15 protein-coding genes are annotated in these 16,960 nt (G+C 70.3%); 11 read left to right on the top strand and 4 right to left on the bottom strand.

What is annotated here, in order from left to right; genetic code table 11:
• Nucleotides 1-456 precede the first annotated feature (456 nt).
• The 10 genes from KUM44_RS35210 (at nucleotide 457) to KUM44_RS35165 (ending at nucleotide 11,262) form a co-directional block, all read left to right on the top strand.
• On the top strand, nucleotides 457-1,923 hold the full coding sequence (locus KUM44_RS35210; RefSeq protein ID WP_217213827.1) for a non-reducing end alpha-L-arabinofuranosidase family hydrolase: 1,467 nt from the start codon (nucleotides 457-459) through the stop codon (nucleotides 1,921-1,923).
• Nucleotides 1,924-2,689: 766 nt separating this feature from the next.
• On the top strand, nucleotides 2,690-3,880 hold the full coding sequence (locus tag KUM44_RS35205; RefSeq protein WP_254390579.1) for an ATP-binding protein: 1,191 nt from the start codon (nucleotides 2,690-2,692) through the stop codon (nucleotides 3,878-3,880).
• 20 nt (nucleotides 3,881-3,900) lie between these two features.
• Nucleotides 3,901-4,728, top strand: coding sequence for a roadblock/LC7 domain-containing protein (locus tag KUM44_RS35200; protein WP_217213931.1), 828 nt, complete (start codon nucleotides 3,901-3,903; stop codon nucleotides 4,726-4,728).
• Nucleotides 4,721-5,104, top strand: coding sequence for a DUF742 domain-containing protein (locus KUM44_RS35195; protein WP_217213826.1), 384 nt, complete (start codon nucleotides 4,721-4,723; stop codon nucleotides 5,102-5,104). Before KUM44_RS35200 ends, KUM44_RS35195 begins: the two co-directional genes overlap by 8 nt.
• A 3-nt stretch (nucleotides 5,105-5,107) precedes the next feature.
• A complete protein-coding gene (locus tag KUM44_RS35190; RefSeq protein WP_217213825.1) occupies nucleotides 5,108-5,668 on the top strand; it encodes an ATP/GTP-binding protein in 561 nt (186 codons plus the stop codon).
• A gap of 10 nt (nucleotides 5,669-5,678) precedes the next feature.
• Nucleotides 5,679-7,052, top strand: coding sequence for a cytochrome P450 (locus KUM44_RS35185; RefSeq protein ID WP_217213824.1), 1,374 nt, complete (start codon nucleotides 5,679-5,681; stop codon nucleotides 7,050-7,052).
• Nucleotides 7,053-7,145: 93 nt separating this feature from the next.
• Nucleotides 7,146-8,393, top strand: coding sequence for a cytochrome P450 (locus KUM44_RS35180; protein ID WP_217213823.1), 1,248 nt, complete (start codon nucleotides 7,146-7,148; stop codon nucleotides 8,391-8,393).
• Nucleotides 8,390-9,232 carry an enoyl-CoA hydratase/isomerase family protein gene (locus KUM44_RS35175; RefSeq protein ID WP_217213822.1) on the top strand — a complete coding sequence of 281 codons (843 nt, stop codon included), beginning with the start codon at nucleotides 8,390-8,392 and terminating at the stop codon, nucleotides 9,230-9,232. The genes KUM44_RS35180 and KUM44_RS35175 overlap by 4 nt, the downstream gene beginning before the upstream one ends.
• A 121-nt stretch (nucleotides 9,233-9,353) precedes the next feature.
• Nucleotides 9,354-10,076 (top strand): PaaI family thioesterase, encoded by a 723-nt coding sequence (locus KUM44_RS35170; protein WP_217213821.1) that lies wholly within the window; start codon nucleotides 9,354-9,356, stop codon nucleotides 10,074-10,076.
• 226 nt (nucleotides 10,077-10,302) lie between these two features.
• A complete protein-coding gene (locus tag KUM44_RS35165; RefSeq protein ID WP_217213820.1) occupies nucleotides 10,303-11,262 on the top strand; it encodes a LysR family transcriptional regulator in 960 nt (319 codons plus the stop codon).
• A 39-nt stretch (nucleotides 11,263-11,301) separates the two neighbouring features.
• Here the strand turns inward: KUM44_RS35165 and KUM44_RS35160 are convergent, their stop codons facing one another.
• The 4 genes from KUM44_RS35160 to KUM44_RS35145 all read right to left on the bottom strand — a co-directional run bounded on the left by KUM44_RS35160 (nucleotide 11,302) and on the right by KUM44_RS35145 (nucleotide 15,469).
• Complete coding sequence (locus KUM44_RS35160; protein WP_217213819.1) at nucleotides 11,302-11,574, bottom strand: hypothetical protein; 273 nt, start codon at nucleotides 11,572-11,574, stop codon at nucleotides 11,302-11,304.
• Between the two features lie 39 nt (nucleotides 11,575-11,613).
• The gene (locus KUM44_RS35155; RefSeq protein ID WP_217213818.1) at nucleotides 11,614-11,790 is read right to left on the bottom strand and encodes a hypothetical protein; all 177 of its coding nucleotides are present in this window, start codon (nucleotides 11,788-11,790) and stop codon (nucleotides 11,614-11,616) included.
• 65 nt (nucleotides 11,791-11,855) lie between these two features.
• The gene (locus tag KUM44_RS35150) at nucleotides 11,856-12,938 is read right to left on the bottom strand and encodes a sugar ABC transporter substrate-binding protein (protein ID WP_217213817.1); all 1,083 of its coding nucleotides are present in this window, start codon (nucleotides 12,936-12,938) and stop codon (nucleotides 11,856-11,858) included.
• A 20-nt stretch (nucleotides 12,939-12,958) separates the two neighbouring features.
• A complete protein-coding gene (locus KUM44_RS35145; RefSeq protein WP_217213816.1) occupies nucleotides 12,959-15,469 on the bottom strand; it encodes a SpoIIE family protein phosphatase in 2,511 nt (836 codons plus the stop codon).
• Between the two features lie 353 nt (nucleotides 15,470-15,822).
• Here KUM44_RS35145 and KUM44_RS35140 point away from each other — a divergent pair, with 353 nt between their 5' ends.
• Nucleotides 15,823-16,911, top strand: coding sequence for a substrate-binding domain-containing protein (locus KUM44_RS35140; RefSeq protein ID WP_217213815.1), 1,089 nt, complete (start codon nucleotides 15,823-15,825; stop codon nucleotides 16,909-16,911).
• Nucleotides 16,912-16,960 lie beyond the last annotated feature (49 nt).

The raw sequence follows: 16,960 nt of genomic DNA, 5'->3' as shown, positions 1-16,960 counted from the left end.
CCGTGCAGCACCGTTTGCTCAGGCGACTTAGTTCGGAATCTCGAACTGCGGCCGGTCGCCCAGAGATGGATGATTGAAGGATTGACCGTGAATCGTCAATCCTCACAGCATGGAAAATTTCCGCTCGTCGATCGAAACATTCGGAATCACGTCGAGCAGGACGCCGAACCATTCGGCGCGGTCGTCAGCGGATGCCGCAGGGCCTGACCGGGCCGGGACCAGGGCAAGTGTGCGGGCACCGCTTGGTCAACTTCCCCCCTGCCACGGCCCCTTGGAGGAGCTGTTTGTGGACAGATCGGTAATAGACCTTGACCAAAGGGCCCCGCATTCCTAGCTTGTGGCGTCAAAGAATCGGGGAACTCTTCGAAAGTTTCGAATCCATCCCCTGCATCCCTCGATACGACCGCTCCTCGGTTCATCGGCGTCACCTCGCCCCGCCCCCAAGGAGGTCCTCTGATGCGGTTTCGCCACCGGCCCCCGGTCCGTCTGAGACACTTACTCGCTGTCCTCGCGCCCTTGCTGCTCGTTGCCACCTTCCTCGGTGCCCAGCCCGCCGCCGCGGCGACCGTAGACCCCAACGCCTCGTATGTGCTGGTCAACCGCAACAGCGGCAAGGCCCTGGACGTCTACAACCTGGCGACCAGCGACGGCGCCCGCATCACCCAGTGGACCAGGAACGACCAGAACCAGCAGCAGTGGCAGTTCGTCGACTCCGGAGGCGGCTACTACCGCATCAAGTCCCGCCACTCGGGCAAGGTGCTGGACGTCCACAACTGGTCCACCGCGAACGGCGGCTCGATCGTCCAGTGGGCCGACCTGAACGCCACCAACCAGCAGTGGCGGCTGGCCGACAGCTCGGACGGCTACGTGAGGCTCATCTCCCGCCACAGCAACAAGGCCCTCGAAGTACAAGGTGCCGCCACCGCCGACAACGCGAACGTCGTGCAGTACGACGACTGGGGCGGCACCAACCAGCAGTGGCAGCTCGTCAAGGTCGGCGCCGGCAACCCCGGGCCGTGCGATCTTCCGTCGACATACCGCTGGGCATCAACGGGCGCGCTGGCGCAGCCCAAGCCGGGGTGGGTCTCGCTCAAGGACTTCACCGTCGTCCCCCACAACGGCAGGCAACTCGTCTATGCGACGACGCACGACACGGGGACGCGTTGGGGCTCGATGAACTTCGGCCTGTTCACCAACTGGCCGGAGATGGCCTCGGCCAGCCAGAACACGATGTCGAATTCCACCGTCGCGCCCACGCTCTTCTACTTCGCGCCGAAGAACATCTGGGTGCTCGCCTACCAGTGGGGCAGGACGGCCTTCTCCTACCGGACGTCGAGCGACCCCACCAACCCGAACGGCTGGTCAGCCGAGCAGCCGCTCTTCACCGGAAGCATCTCCGGCTCCGGAACAGGACCCATCGACCAGACGCTCATCGCCGACGGGACAAACATGTACCTGTTCTTCGCCGGCGACAACGGCAAGATCTACCGGGCCAGCATGCCGATCGGGAACTTCCCGGGGAGCTTCGGCTCGTCGTGTACGACGATCATGAGCGACACGACGAACAACCTGTTCGAAGCCCCGCAGGTCTACAAGCTCCAGGGCCAGAACCGCTACCTCATGATCGTCGAGGCGATCGGCTCGCAGGGGCGCTACTTCCGCTCGTTCACGGCCACCAGTCTGAACGGCTCATGGACACCCCAGGCCGCGACCGAGAGCAATCCTTTCGCCGGCAAGGCCAACAGCGGCGCCACCTGGACCAACGACATCAGCCATGGCGAACTGATCCGCACCAGCCCCGATCAGACCATGACCGTCGACCCCTGCAATTTGCAGTTGCTCTACCAGGGGCGCAGCCCCAACTCAGGCGGCGACTACGGCCTCCTGCCCTACCGTCCGGGTCTGCTGACACGGCAGCGCTGACGGTATGACACGGGTCCGGCTCCGGTAGGGAGCCGGTGTGGCGGGCCCGGCGGAAGGCCGAGCCCGCCCGTGTCGCGCGACAACGTCAGCGCTCATACGGCGACGGAGCGCGGGCCGGCAATGCTCACTCACCGGCCCGAGGGCCATCCCGGTACGCCGTGCCACCGCCGGTGGCGCTTGCTCACGGTCCAGGCACACCGGGTCGCCCGGTGCGCTGCGGCGGACGAGCCAGGCCTCGGTGAGGTGGGTGAACATCGCCGCGGCCGCACCGCTCGGATCGGGCGGCGATGCGGTTTCCCATCGGTGAAGTGAATCACCCGTGTGCTGTGTGGTCCGGTGTCGTACTCGCCGAAGAAGCCGGGCTTCTTCCAGAAGCACAAAAAGGGCGCCTGACCGGGGTAGATGCCCGGCAGGCGCCCTCGCACGCGTCCGGCATGAAGGCGCCGTGCCCCGCGGGCTGCGCAGCGCGGACGTCGCCCTCACCTACCCCCGGTCACAGGCTCTCACCGGGGATCATGGATACTCCCCAACAGGCTTTCGTGACCCATCTATTGAGCCTGTGGAGACCTCAAAGGCGGCCTCAAGGCCAATGTTTGAGAGTGATAGCATTCCGCCGTCTGCGACCTTGATCCACTTCGCTCAGGCGCAACCCGCCTGAGGTGGTCTGCTCTTCGCACCAACAGTCATGCGGTCCCCTGTGACGGGTTGCGGATCCTCGCGAGCTGTATCCGTCGACGCTGCATGCCACGCGCCGGGAAAGGTTTCCATGAGTCAAGACGCGCTTATCTGGTGTCTGGTTGCGATAGCGGTGACAGCCGTAGCCGCAGTCGTGGCCCTCACACTCCGCAACTCCGCACTGGGGGCGAAGAAGAGGGAAGCCGAGGCCGCGCTGGCACAGCGGCTCAGATACACCGAGGGCGAGCTCGGCCGTATGCAGGGAGAACTGCAACGGGTCCGGGACGAGCAGGACGGTGTCATCGAGGAGGCCGAGCAGGCGGCGGAGGAGAGCACCAAGGCGGTCCTCAAGGGCGCCGCCCGCTTCCTCCAGAGCCTCGCGGCCGAACAGACGGCGTTGCTGGACGAGATCCAGCGCAAGTACGGCGGACACAGCGTTCTGACCGACCTGATGGACGTGAACCACGCCAACGCGCAGATGGCCCGTAAGGCCCAGGGCATCGCGGTCATGTGCGGCGCGCCCCTCGGCCGGCGCAGCCAGCCCGCCAGCGTCTACGACGTGGTGCGCAGCGCCCAGAGCCAGATCCGCAACTTCCACCGGGTCGAGATCATGCAGCCGAGCGGCATCGCGCTGAAGGCCTCCGCGGTGGCGCCGGTGGCGCTCGCCGTCGCCGAACTGCTCGACAACGCTGCCAGCTTCTCGCAGGCCGAGGCGCCGATCGAGGTAACGTTCCAGCGGGTCCAGAAGAACCTGTGCATCATCATCGACGACGCCGGCGTCAGCATGAGCGACGAGGACCGGCAGGCGGCGACCGCTCTGCTGTCCGGCGACGAGGTGCCCCGGCTGTCCCAGCTGGGCACCCAGCCCAAGTTCGGCTTCCCCGTCGTCGGCCTGATCGCCCGTCAGTACGGCTTCAAGGTGGATGTCACGGGAGTCTCCCGCTACGGCGGCGTACGCGCCGTCGTTCTGCTGCCCGAGGAGCTGTGGACCATGGAGGAGACCTCGCCGCCGGCCAGTGAGGTGCCGGTGAGCAACATCCGACGGGTCGAGGGCCGCGAGCAGGGCGGCGCCCGCACGGTGCACGGCCTGCCGAAGCGCGGGGCCCGCAAGTCGCCCATCGCCAGCGTTCCCGCCGACGGCGGCGCGGCCGGTGGGACGGCAGCCGCGCCCAGGAGGGCGGCGCAGGGTTCCGGCGGCGGGGGCCTGGGGGCGTTCCAGCGCGGCACACTGACCGGCCGTGACCTGGACGCCCCGACGCCCGAAGGGTCCGAAGGCGCATGACTACTACGGACATGTCCTGGATGGTCCAGGACATCGTGGACAACGTCCCCCGGGCCCGGCACGCCGTGGTGCTGTCCGCGGACGGGCTTCCGCGCGGGGTGACGGACGGCCTGGTCGACGGGGACGTACGGACCATCGCCGCCGCCATGGCGGGGATGCAGTCGCTCAGCCGCGCGACCGCCCACTTCGCCGGGCCGTCCGAGGACCGGCAGTGGAGTCAGACGGTCATCGAGTTCACGCACGGCTGGGTGTTCCTGATCGGGGCCGGGCAGGGCACCTATCTGGCCGCCGCCGCGGAACCCGATGTCGACATGCAGCAGATCTCCTTCCGGATGAACCGGCTGGTCGCCCGGCTGGGCAACAACCTCACCTCGGCACCCCGGGTGAGCGGCGGTGACTCGGCGCCGGTCCAGGCCGACGCCGCTGACCGCAGCGACGCGGGGGGCGGGTCGGGGTTCGTCCTCGCCGAGCTGGACCAGCTGATCGCCTCCGTACGCGGTGCCCGGCACGCCCTGCTGCTCGGGGCCGACGGTCTGCCCCGTGGGGCGAGCGGCGGGATCGGCCGGGATCTGGCGGACACCATCTCCGCGGCCATGACGGGCATTCACGCCTACAGCCGGGCGACCGCGCCGTTCGCCGGCGGACGGCGGGACGAGGGGTGGCGACAGACGGTCATCGAGTTCCAGCACGGCTGGATCTTCCTCGTCGCGGCCGGTGAGGGCGCCTTCCTCGCGGCGGCCGCCGCCCACGACTGTGACATCGAGGAGTTCACCACTCGGCTGAGCGATGTGGCGCCCAGGCTCACCGCACGGCAGGTACCGCAGGGAGGGAAGGCCGGCGATGCATGACGAACCGGACAGCGAGCTGGAACTGACGTCCGCATTAGTCCCGCTGTTCGTCATCGCGAAGGGACGTGCGCTGCCCGCGGACCACGAGTACGAGCACACCACGCTCGTCACCGCCCAGGAGGGCACCGAGGCCGCCGCCCGCACGCTGTCTCCGGAAGCCAGAGCGGTCATGGACCTGATCGCCGAGGGCTTTCTGTCCGTGGCCGAGATCTCCGGCTACACGCGGCTGCCGCTGGGTATCGTGCGCATCCTGCTGGCGCAGATGGCCGAGGACGGCCTGCTCTTTGTGAGGAATCCGGCGCCGCGTGCCGAACGTGTCGACCGCGAACTGCTCACCGCCGTGCTCGATGGCCTGAAGACCCGATTCGGAGCGTAATTCGTGTATCTGGATCCAGCCGTCTCCCGTTCCGTGAAGATCCTCGTCGTGGGCCACTTCGGGGTCGGGAAGACCACCTGCATCGGCAGCATCTCCGAGATCGAGCCGCTGCAGACCGAGGAGGAGATCACCGAGGCGAGCGAGGGATTCGACGACCTCTCGGGCACCCCGGACAAGACGACCACGACGGTGGCGATGGACTTCGGGCGCCTGTCCCTGAGCGAGAGCCTGGTCCTCTACCTCTTCGGAACCCCGGGCCAGGAACGCTTCAAGGAGATGTGGGAGGGGCTGTCCCGGGGTGCGCTGGGCGCGCTGGTCCTGGTGGACCCCGAGCGGCTGCACGAGAGCTTCCCGATCCTGGACCTGGTCGAGCAGTTCGGCCTGACGTACGCCATCGGTGTCAACCACTTCGACAGCACACCCGACTACCCGCTCGACGAGGTACGTGAGGCGCTCAACCTCTCCGAGGAGACCCCGGTCGTCCGCTGCGACGTGCGCGACCAGGGCTCCTCGGCCCAGGCGCTGATCACCCTCGTGAAGCACCTCATGACCACCCTCGGCTAGGAGCCACGGCATGCAACAGCACTTCGACCCGTCCGGGACACCGGCCGGCTGCCCCGCTCACGGCAACATACGGCTGTACGGGCCCGAGTTCGGCTCCGACCCCGAGCGGCACTACAGCCAGCTGCGTTCGATGGGGCCGAGCGCGCCGGTCGACATCGCGCCGGACGTCGAGGTCGAGCTGGTGACCAGTTACGACGCCGCCCTCTACATCCTCCAGAACCCCGGGTCGTTCGTACGGGACGCGCGTCGCTGGAACGCCCTCAACGAGGGGCGGGTGCCCGCCGACAGTCCGGCGCTGCCGATGATGGCCTACCGCCCCAACGCGCTGTTCAGCGACGGCGCGGCGCACGCCCGGCTGCGGCAGGCGGTGACGGACAGTCTCGCCACCGTCAACCAGGTCCAGCTGGTGCGTCAGACGCAGCAGTCGGCCGACTACCTGATCAGCCGTTTCAGCTCCGAACCCCTCGGCCAGGCCGAGTTGATGGCCGCCTACGCCCAGCCGCTTCCGCTGCTGGTCTTCAGTGATCTGTTCGGCTGCCCGCCCGAGATCGGCGACCGGGTGATCGTCGGGATCAGCGGCATCTTCGAGGGCACGCCGGGTGCCGACGAGACGCTGGGCGCAGCGCTCGCCGAACTCATCGCGCTCAAGCGCCGCGAGCCCGGTGAGGACCTCACCACCCGACTGATGGCGCACTCCGCCCGGCTGACGGACGAGGAGGTGCTGCACCAGCTGGTGACCCTGCTCTCCGGTGGCACCATGCCCCTGACCGCCGCCATCGGCACCAGCGGCGCGCTGTATCTGAGCGACGACTGGCCGAGCGGCCTGCCGATCGAGGACGCGGTCGTGCAGACCCTGTGGAACTACGCGCCGATCGCCAACTACGCGGGCCACTACCCGGTCCACGACGTCGAGCTGAGCGGCCGGACCGTCAGGGCGGGCGACCCGATCCTGATCTCGTTCGCGGCGGCCAACACCGACCCCAAGCTGACCGATCACCGCGAGCAGCTCAGCGCCAAGGCCCATCTGGCCTTCGGCGCCGGCCCGCACGCCTGCCCGGCCAAGGACCCCGCCTTCCTGATCGCGTCCACGGCTGTCGAGTCCCTGCTCAACCGGCTGCCCGACGTCGAACTGCGCGTCCCCTTCAAGGAACTGGCCTGGGCGCCGACGCCGTGGAGCCGTTCGCTGGTGACCGTGCCCGTCCGGTTCTCCCCGCGCGTCGTGTCGTCGGCTGCGGCGGCCCGGTCCGCGGCGGCTCGCTCCGCGCAGACGGCGCAGTCGACTTCGGCGCCGCAGCCGTCCCCCGCGCCTCGGCCGGCCCACGCCGCGCCGCAGCACAAGGGCGGGCTGTTCAGCCGGTTCCTGGCATGGACGAGGGGCGCGTGACGCAGGTAACGCTGTGATACCAGTGTGTTACTGAATCTTTCAATGATCTCTCGGGTACGTATGGCGGCTGACTCTCAGAAAGGAGCCGCCATCGTGGGGAGTGTCACCTCTCCGATATCCGATCGTCGCGCCACCGTTGCCCTCTTCTCCCGTCTCCGGACGGCCCAGGGCCAGGCCGACCCCTTCCCCCTCTACGCCGAACTCCGGTCGCGAGGAGACGTGAGCCCCGCACCCTGGGGTGGTTTCCTCGTTACCGGCTTCGGCGCCTGCGACCAGGTGTTGCGCAGCGGCACCTGGCTCGAGCCGGACACGGGGTGGAGGGAACGGCAGGGAGAGCGCACACGCTGGAGCGCTCCCTCCTCCCGTGAGATCAGCCGCACCCTGCCCGCGCTCAACCCCCCGGAGCACACCCGGGTCCGGCGGGCGGCCGGCACCTTCGACCGCGGCACCATCGAACAGATCGGCTCGCGCGTGAGCCGGGTGGTCGACGGCCTCCTCGACTCCCTGATGGACCAACTGCACACCGGGGAGGCGGACTTCGCCGCCCTGGTCAGCGAGGAGCTCCCGATCGCCACGATCGGGGACTGGCTGGGGCTGCCCAGCGCGGACTGGTCCCGTCTGCGCGAACTGACCCACGACCAGGTCTTCACCCAGGAGCTCCTGCCCTCCGCCAGCCAGTTGGCCCGGTCCGACGTGGCCATGGCCGAACTGCGCGCCTACTTCCTCGACCTCGTGGCCGAACGGCGCACACGTCTCGGCGACGACCCGGTGTCCCGCTGGATCCGCACCTGGGACGAGCTGGAACCGGACCAGGACAGGGCGGACGAGGCGGTCTACTTCCTCGCCCTGTTCGTCCTGCTGGCCGCGCTGGAGACGACGTCCACCCTCCTGTCGACCATGGCCCTGCTGCTCATCGAGGACCCCGACCGGTGGAGCCTGCTCGCCGAACAGCCGGATCTCGTGCCCGCGTTCGTGGAGGAGTCGTTGCGCTACGACCCCCCTACGCATGTCATCAGCCGGGTCGCCGCACAGGACTGCGTCCTGGAGGGCGTCGAGGTCCGGGCAGACGAGATGGTCCACCTGATGGTGGGAGCCGCGCACCAGGATCCGGCCCGCTACAGGGCTCCCGACCGGTTCGACCTGAGCCGGGGGCCCGGCCATCTCGCCTTCAGCGGAGGCATCCACTACTGCCTCGGCGCGCCCCTGGCCCGCCTCGAGGCCCAGACCCTGCTCAGCCGAATGATCACCCACCTCCCCCGCCTCACCCTGGTCCGCCGTCCCTCCTGGGCCCCCCGGGTGGCGTTCCGGCGTCTGCTGAATCTGGATGTCGCCCTCGCATGAACCCCCTCACCGCCCCCACCTCCAGCCCCACCACCGCCGCCACACCGGTCCCCATACCCGTGCCGGTGCCCGGACCGGCACCGGCTTTCGCACCCGTGCACGTGGACATCGCGCAGTCCGGCCCCGTCCTCCACGTCCGGCTCAACCCCACCCGCCAGGACGACACGCTGAGCGCCGCCGTCCTGGACGAGATCATCGCCGTCCTCGACGACCTCCACGAACGACCCGACATCCGCATCCTCGTCCTGTCCTCCCTGGGCGAGGACTTCTGTCTGGGCGCGGACCGCCAGGAGTACCAGGACGCCCTGGCCACGGACCCCTCCGGAGCCTCCCTGCGCCGCATCGCGGACAAGGCCCACCGGCTGTGCCAGGCCCTGGAGAACACCCACGCCGTCACCATCGCCCGGCTCCACGGCAAGGTCGTCGGCGCAGGCCTCGCACTCGCCGCCTACTGCGATCTGCGCGCCGGCTCGGACACCTGCCGGTTGCGCATGCCGGAGGTCGGCGTCGGCCTCGCGCCCGCCTGGGGCGGCGCCATGGGCCGGCTGGTCTCGGAGGTAGGTGCCGCACACATCCGCGAACTCATGCTCACCTGCGACATCTTCGACGCCGCCACCGCCCACCGGCTCGGCCTCCTGCACAAGGTCGCCCCCCTCGACCAGTTGGACGACACCGTCGCCGCCTGGACCAAACCTCTCGCCCGCCGCTCCCCGGAGGCACTCGTCCTCACCAAACGCATGCTCACCGGCTACGCGAAAGCCACCCGCACGGCCGACATGGCCCTCCTCGACGCCCACCTCCTGACCTCCCGGCTGACCGCGCACACAGCCACGAGGTGACCACCCGCCGACCCGGTGATCTACGGCCGGCCGGACACAGGGCCCCCTCCGACACGCTCGGCGGGGGCCCGGCGCACACCGACAAGCCCTCGACAATTCTGCCTGTGGTGAAGTAGGGATCATGACAACGAGTGAAGCGATCGTGGTGCCCGAGCTGTACTCCGGCTACCCCGGAGTCGCCTTCGGCGGATATGTCGCGGGCGTACTGGCGGAAAGGTCCAGCGCACGGACCGTGCGAGTCGACTTCCGTGGCCCGGTCCCCGTGGAGACCCCCGTACGGATCACCGAAACCACGGACGACGGCGTGGAGTTGGGCGACACCGAGCGGCCCTTCGCCACGGCGCGCCCCGCCGAGTTGCCGCTCGACGCGCCGGCCGCGCCCACCTGGGACCAGGCGGCCGCCGCGTCCGAGCGGTTCCGGTCGGCGCCGCCGTCGGGTGTGGTCGACTGCTTCGGCTGCGGCCTGCGCGCCGCCGACCGCGGTCTACGGGTGTACTGCGCCCCGGTGCCGGATCTCGACCTGGTGGCCTCCGCCTGGACCCCGTCCCCCGCCTTCGCCGACCCGAACGGCCTGCTCCCGCCCGCCCTCGTCTGGAGCGCCCTGGACTGCCCCGGAAACTGGGCGGGCCGCTTCCTCGGCACCCAGCGCCCGGGCGCGGTCACCGCATCCCTCACGGGCACGATTCTGCGGCCGGTCACCACAGGTGAGCCGTACATCTCCTACGCCTGGCTGCTGTCGGAATCCGGCCGCAAGCACACGGTGGGCGCGGCGCTGGCCACGGCCGAGGGCGAACTGTGTGCCGTCTCCGAGGCGTTGTGGATCGACCCCAGGCCAGTGTCCTGACGTCACCACTGAACGCGCATCGACAGGGACGCGTCGCGCACCCAGGTGTGCCGGTAGTCCCAGTTGGGTCGGCCTGAGCTTCTGCGCGCCAGAGGTACAACAGATCGTTGATCAGAGCCGCACTCCGCACCGACCAGCCCTCATCCAGAGGGATGGTGAGCAGGTGAATCAAACAACCGGCACGCCAGCGAGGAACAACACCCCGTTGTACGGATACGGTGGCGGCGTGGATTTCAACGCCGTACGCACCTTCGTCGCCGTCGCCGACGCCGGGCAGTTCCAGAAGGCCGCCGTCGACCTGGCCCTCACCCAGCAGGCCGTCTCCAAGCGCGTCGCCACCCTGGAGCGGGACATCGGCGTACGGCTGCTGACCCGCACACCGCGCGGGGCCGAGCTCACCATCGACGGGCAGGCGTTCCTGTCCCATGCGCGGGCCCTGCTCCAGGCCGAGGAGCGGGCGCGGGCCTCGGTGCGTCCCGGGAGCCGTGCCCTGCGCATCGACGTGGTCGGCCGACGGGTCTCGCTGGCCGGGCACCTGCGCGACTTCCATCGCGCCCACCCCGAGATCGCCCTCGACATCGTGACGCTGCCCGGCGCGGAGGAGGCCGTCGCGGCCGTCCGGGACGGCGTCATCGACGCCACGTTCCGGGCGGTCACCATGCCGGGGCAGCGGATCCCGGACGGCATCGAGTTCACCCCGGTCCACGACGAGCCGATCCACCTGTTCACCGGCTCCGCCCACCCGTTCGCCCGCGCCGCCTCGGTCTCCCCCGCCCAGTTGGCCGGCCACCGGATCTGGATGCCGGGCAACGTCCCGGGCGCGGAGTGGACCGCGTACTACGACGCGCTCGCCGCCGACTTCGGGCTGACCATCGAGGCGACCGGCCCCAACTTCGGGGTCGAGGCCCTCATCGACACGATCGCCGCTTCCTCGACCCTGGCGACCTTCCTCGGCGCCCAGACACCCCTCGTCTGGCCCGCCGGCTACGACATGCGGCTGATCCCGCTGCGCGATCCGACGCCGGTCTACCCGCACTCGATCCTCTGGCATGCCGACAATCCGCACCCGGCGCTGACCGCGGTCCGTGAGTACCTCGCCTCCGTCCACCACGACCCTCCGGAAGGAGAGGTCTGGACTCCGGAGTGGGCGCACCGCTCCACGAACGGCTCCTCAGGTCCGCGCTGACCGCCGCCTCGGCGGTGCCTGATCCCAGAGGACGTCGAACTAGGCGGACCAGGCGCCGAGGAGGGCGGCGATGCCGAGCAGCCCGACGGTTCCGAGCATCGTGCCGAGCGTGGCGGGCCACATCCGGCCGACTCCCTGGCGTGCTTGGTGCATGCCCGCCGCGCCGAGGGTGACGGCCAGGCCGCCGGCGATCAGAGCGAACGGGAAGAAGACGAACGAGGTCAGGGCGGCGATGACGCCGAAGGCGAGAGCGGTGGGTCCCAGGGCTGCGGCGGGTGAGTCCTGCTGGGCAGCGACGACCGGATCATGCATGACCAGTACCCCCTTGATTTTCTGAACACGTTCAAAGTATCACGGGGTACTGAGATCGTCCCCCCGTTCCCCCTCGGCCTGGGAGGGTTCGGTCCTGGGGACGTCCGGGTGCCGCTCCACGGCGGTGCGCTCCGCGGGTTCGTCACGTTCGCCCTCGGCCTGGGAGGGGGTGTGCGAATACAGCCAGCGGTCGTAGTCCGAGGCTCCGGTCTTCATGGCTGACCTCCCTGGGTCGCTCCTCTTCCATGCTGCTCCCGGGCCGCCCTGCCGACCAGTCGTCCTCACCTCGTGAGGCCGATGGCGTCGCAGGCGGAGCGGAGCTGCGGGGTGCAGATCTGGTCGACGGTGTAGAGGCCGCCGTTGACGAGGGCCTGCCTCAGGTTGTCGGCCGTCACCAGGTTCGGGGTGAGCAGGATGGACGGGATGTCCTTGGTGGTCGGGCTGTCGGTCGTCGTGGTGGAGACCTCACGGGCCCCCTCGCCGCGCCCCACGGCGACGGCCATGGCGGCGGCCGCCGCGGCTTCCTTCTCGAACGGTTTGTAGACCGTCATGTACTGCTCGCCCTCGACGATGCGCCGCACGGCCTCCAGGTCGGCGTCCTGGCCGGTGATGGGAGGGAGGTCCTTGACTCCGGCCTTCTTGAACGCGGAGATGACGCCGGCGGCGAGGGCGTCGTTGGCCGCCACGACGCCGTCGATGCGGTCCGCGCCGAGGGCGGAGATCGCGGCGGTCATGTTGGCGTGCGCGTTCTCCGGGCTCCAGCCCGCGGTCTCGTACGACCGGGTGATCTTCGCCTTGCCCGAGATGACGGACATCGCGCCCTTGCGGAACCACGCCGCGTTGGCGCTGCTGGGATCGCCGTTCATCATCACGACGGTTCTGCCCCTGCCCCTCTCCTCCATGGCCTTCAGCAGTGCCTCGCCCTGAAGCCTGCCGACCCGCGCGCCGTCGAAGCTGACGAAGCCCGAGATCGGGCCTTCGGCGAGGCGGTCGTACGCGATGACCGGGACGCCCGACTGCCGCGCCTCCTGGATCGAGGAGCGCACCGCCTTGCTGTCGGCCGGGGCGAGGATGAGGACCTTCGCACCCTTGGTGATCATCGAGGCGATCTGCTGCCGCTGCCGCGCCGCGTCGTTCTCGGCGTTGGCGTACACCATCGTGCAGTCGGGGCACAGCTCCCTGAGCCGCTGCTGGATCAGTGGCTTGTCGGAGTGCTCCCAGCGCGGAGTGACCCGGTTGGGGAGCAGCAGGCCGACCGTGAAGCCGTCGGTGCCCGCTCCGTCGTCCTCGCCGCAGGCGGTCAGGGAAGCCGTCATGAGTCCCGCGACGAGCGCCGCGATCACGTGCAGCGTACGGGTCCTCATCGCAGCTCGCCTCGTTCCGTTCAGAGCCTCGAGTCGGCGGGGGCGGGCTCGTCCCGTGGCACGGTGACCTCGCTCCACACCTGCTTTCCGCCTGCCACCGGCACCGAACCGAAGGAGTCCGACACCGCCTCGACCAGGAGCAGACCCCGGCCGCCGGTCGACTCCCAGTCCACGATCACGGGCTTGGCGGGGGCGCGCGGCGAGGAGTCGCTCACGCAGACCCGGACCCGGTCGCCGCGGAGCATCAGGTCGAGGCGGACGGACCCCTGGGTGTGCATCAGGGCGTTGGTGACCAGTTCGGACACGACGAGCAGCACGGCGTCGGCCGTGTCCTCGACGTTCCACCGGCGCAGGGTGCGCGCGGTGAAGCGCCGGGCGTGCATGACGGCGTCGGGCAGCCGCCACACCACCCAGCCGGCCCGGATCGGCCGGGTCTTCATGCCGTCGTAGCGCAGCAGCAGCAGCGCCACGTCGTCCTCGCGTCGGCCGATGTCGCCGAGCAGCGCGTCCGCCATCCGGGCCGGATCCGCGGGGTCGGCCGCGGCGAGCGCGGTGCGGGTCCGCTCCATGCCCACGTCCAGGGGCAGATCGGCGGCCTCGACCAGACCGTCGGTGACCAGGGCGAGCACGGTGCCGGGGGTCAGGGCGACCGCGGTCATGGGGAACTCCGCCTCCGCGAGGACCCCCAGCGGCGGCCCGCCCTCGACCTCCACCTCCTCGGTACGGCCGTCGGGGTGACGCAGCAGCGGGGAGAGGTGTCCGGCGCGGACGACCAGGGTGTTGCCCTCCTCCATGTCGAGTTCGACATAGCAGCAGGTGGCGAACAGGTCGGTCTCCATGCCGACGAGGAGGCGGTTGGCGTGGGAGACGACCACGTCGGGCGGGTGGCCCTCGACCGCGTACGCCCGGACCGCCGTACGCATCTGGCCCATGATCGTCGCGGCTCCGGCGCTGTGTCCCTGCACATCGCCGATGACCAGTGCGACCCGGTCCTCGGACAGGGCGATGACGTCGTACCAGTCGCCGCCCACCTGAAGGCCGCGTCTGGCGGGCAGGTAGCGGGCGACCGCAGTGCCGCCGGGGAGTTCGGGCAGCCGCCGGGGCAGCAGGCTGCGCTGGAGCATCGTCGCGAGTTCCTGCTCGGCGTCGTAGGCGTGCGCCCGCTTGAGGGCCTGGCCGATCAGGGCCGCGGTGGCGGTCAGCAGGGACCGCTCCTCGGGGATGAACTCGTGCGGCTGGTCCCAGCCGACCAGGCACACTCCGGCGACCCGGCCCTTCGCCGGGAGCGGCAGGACGGCGAGGCCTCCGGCGCCGATGCCGGCGAGTCCCGGTTCGAGGGCCGTGCCGGCGGGCCAGAGGTCCATACGGCCGTCCCGCAGGGCCAGTTGGAGGGTGGGCAGGGCACTGACCGGCGCGTCGGGCCACTCGGAACGCCACTGGGCGCGCCACAGGTCCGGCCAGGCGTCGGGCTGGGGCGGATCGAGCAGGGTGACCACGAGCCGGTCGTCCCGGACGTCGGCGAGCGCCACCCGGTCGGCGCCCAGCGGCTCGCGCAGCGCGGCGACCGCCACACGGCCGACGTCCCGGACCGTCGCGGCGTCGTCGAGCACGGCGGTCAGCCACTGGATCCGGGCGACGTCGTCGGCGCTGCGGCTCTTGACCGAGGTGGCCGTCACCACGCCCAGCACCTGCTCGGGCCGATCGTCGATGTGCGCCACCATCCGGCAGATCAGGCTCAGCCAACGCATTTCCCCGGTGGGGCAGCGGACCCGGAACTCCAGCTCCCGTCGGCCCGGCGCCTGGGCGGACGCCTCCAGGACGGACATCAGCGCGGGCATGTCCTCCGGGAGGGCGTGCGCGAGCAGGGTGTCGGCCTTGCCGTCGAAGCCGTCGGGCGTGGTGCCGACCAGTTCGAGCAGGGTGCTGTCGGCCTCGATCAGGCCGGTGTCCGGCACCAGGACGAAGGTGCCGACGCGCAGACCGCGCAGGGCCCGGCCGAGCAGGGACGGCTGCGCGGGCCGGCCGGACTCGGCCAGCAGCAGGCCCGCGACCGCGTCGGCGTACCGCTCCAGGAAGCGCTGTTGCCCGGCGTCGAAGCCGTCCGCGGAGGCGCCCACGACGACGAGGCAGCCCAGCCGGGTGCCCTCCCGCTCCAGGGGCAGCGCGCCGAGCGAGGCCGACCTGGCGCGCGGCGGCGTCGGGGCGCCCACGGGGTAGGAGGCGAGGGCCGCGGCGTTCAGCCACAGCGGGCGGTCGGTGCGGAAGGCGTGGGTGGCGGCCGAGCCGCCCGACACGGACAGCCGTTCCGGCAGCCGGTACTCGGGGGCGGCGCCGACCGTTTCGACCAGCTGAAGTTCCTCGTCCCCGGCGGTGGGCGCGTAGACCGCGGCCAGCGCGGCTCCGGCGAAGGTGAGGGCACGGTCACTCGTGACAGGTTCCGGCTCCGTAGGCGGTGAACCGGTGCCCGCGGTGCCGACCTCCCATGCCCCCGGCGCCGAAACTCCGGTCCGGGCACGGCCGTCGTGCGGCATGTCCGCGCCTACCTCCCGTCCGTGCCGGAGGTGCCTTAGGGGATCGGGGCACCACCTCCCGCCGCCCCGGTCGCTTCCACACACCAGAATCGCATATCTGGATGATCCGGACATATCAGCCTGCTGGTTTCCCGTCGGCGCCCCGCTGGTTCGCCGCCGGTTCCCGTCCCCTCGGGGCGCTTTCGCTGCGTTCGCAGATCACCGCGGCCGGTGTCAGACTGACCACGTGGTCGTCCTGCCACGTCCAAGGACCCGGCCCTTACGCCTGGGGTGGCCCCGTACCCGCACACGCGTCCTCGACACCATGAGCGCCTCCTCGCCACGCCGGGCGAAGGACAAGGGAGGTCTCCCGCATGAAGGCCCGCATCCGGAGCGCGGTTCTCGCCCTGACCGCGGTTTCGACGGCCGTGGCCCTCGGGGCCTGCGGGGCGGACGGGGGGAGCGACTCCGCCGAGGGGAACGCACCGATGATCGGGGTGCTGCTGCCGGACGTCACCACGGCGCGCTGGGAGACCCGGGACAAGCCTCTGCTCGACAAGGAGATCAAGGAACGGTGCCGTGACTGCACGATCGAGCAGGCCAACGCCAAGGGCGATGTGGCCATGCAGCAGGCGCAGATGAACTCGATGATCACCAAGGGCGTCGACGCGATCCTGCTCGTGGCGGTGGACAGCACGTCGCTCGCCGCCTCCGTCCGCAAGGCGGTGGAGGCCGACGTCCCGGTCGTCGCCTACGACCGCCTCGCCGAGGGCCCGATATCGGGGTACGTCTCCTTCGACGGCGAGGAGGTCGGCAGGCTCCAGGGCAGAGCGCTGCTGAAGGCCATGGGCGACGAGGTGCCGGGCGCCCAGATCGTCATGATGAACGGCGATCCCAGCGACCCCAACGCGTTGCTGTTCCGAAAGGGCGCACTGGACGTGCTCATGGGGAAGGTGAAGATCGGCAAGGCGTACGACACGCTCCAGTGGCGGACCGAGGCCGCGCACCTGAACATGTCGGGCGCCATCTCCGCGCTCGGCGTCGACAACATCCAGGGGGTCTACGCCGCCAACGACGGCCTCGCCGCCGGCAGCATCTCCGCCCTCAAGGCGAACAAGGTGGACCCGGTGCCCCCGATCACGGGGCAGGACGCCGAACTCGCGGCGGTGCGGCGCATCGTCGGCGGCGACCAGTACATGACCGTATACAAGCCGTTCGAACCCGAGGCCGCGGCCGGCGCCGCCATGGCCGTGGCCGCGGCCCGCGGTGAGAGCCTCGACCGGGTCGGCCAGGACCAGGTGACGACACGCGGTGGGGGGCGGGTTCCGGCCGTGATGCTCACCCCGGTGTCCGTGACCGTCGACAACATCAAGGACACCCTGGTCAAGGACGGGGTGTACACGATCCGGCAGATCTGCACCCCCCCACTCGGAGCCGCGTGCGCCTCGGCCGGGCTCACCTGACCTGTCCTGCCCTCCGGGTGCGACCGCGTCCGGATCCACGGGAAGGAGA

The organism is Streptomyces sp. AC550_RSS872 (genome assembly GCF_019049285.1).
Lineage (GTDB): Bacteria > Actinomycetota > Actinomycetes > Streptomycetales > Streptomycetaceae > Streptomyces.
The sequence above is the reverse complement of the archived record's forward strand: the minus strand, read 5'-3'. Positions and strand labels throughout refer to the sequence as shown.

What these genes read in the sequence shown, in the direction of transcription:
- KUM44_RS35210 (WP_217213827.1), top strand. Translation starts at nt 457, where the DNA reads ATGCGGTTTCGCCACCGGCCCCCGGTCCGTCTGAGACACTTACTCGCT.
- KUM44_RS35205 (WP_254390579.1), top strand. Translation starts at nt 2,690, where the DNA reads ATGAGTCAAGACGCGCTTATCTGGTGTCTGGTTGCGATAGCGGTGACA.
- KUM44_RS35200 (WP_217213931.1), top strand. Translation starts at nt 3,901, where the DNA reads ATGGTCCAGGACATCGTGGACAACGTCCCCCGGGCCCGGCACGCCGTG.
- KUM44_RS35195 (WP_217213826.1), top strand. Translation starts at nt 4,721, where the DNA reads ATGCATGACGAACCGGACAGCGAGCTGGAACTGACGTCCGCATTAGTC.
- KUM44_RS35185 (WP_217213824.1), top strand. Translation starts at nt 5,679, where the DNA reads ATGCAACAGCACTTCGACCCGTCCGGGACACCGGCCGGCTGCCCCGCT.
- KUM44_RS35175 (WP_217213822.1), top strand. Translation starts at nt 8,390, where the DNA reads ATGAACCCCCTCACCGCCCCCACCTCCAGCCCCACCACCGCCGCCACA.
- KUM44_RS35170 (WP_217213821.1), top strand. Translation starts at nt 9,354, where the DNA reads ATGACAACGAGTGAAGCGATCGTGGTGCCCGAGCTGTACTCCGGCTAC.
- KUM44_RS35160 (WP_217213819.1), bottom strand. Translation starts at nt 11,574, where the DNA reads ATGCATGATCCGGTCGTCGCTGCCCAGCAGGACTCACCCGCCGCAGCC.
- KUM44_RS35155 (WP_217213818.1), bottom strand. Translation starts at nt 11,790, where the DNA reads ATGAAGACCGGAGCCTCGGACTACGACCGCTGGCTGTATTCGCACACC.
- KUM44_RS35150 (WP_217213817.1), bottom strand. Translation starts at nt 12,938, where the DNA reads ATGAGGACCCGTACGCTGCACGTGATCGCGGCGCTCGTCGCGGGACTC.
- KUM44_RS35145 (WP_217213816.1), bottom strand. Translation starts at nt 15,469, where the DNA reads ATGCCGCACGACGGCCGTGCCCGGACCGGAGTTTCGGCGCCGGGGGCA.
- KUM44_RS35140 (WP_217213815.1), top strand. Translation starts at nt 15,823, where the DNA reads ATGAAGGCCCGCATCCGGAGCGCGGTTCTCGCCCTGACCGCGGTTTCG.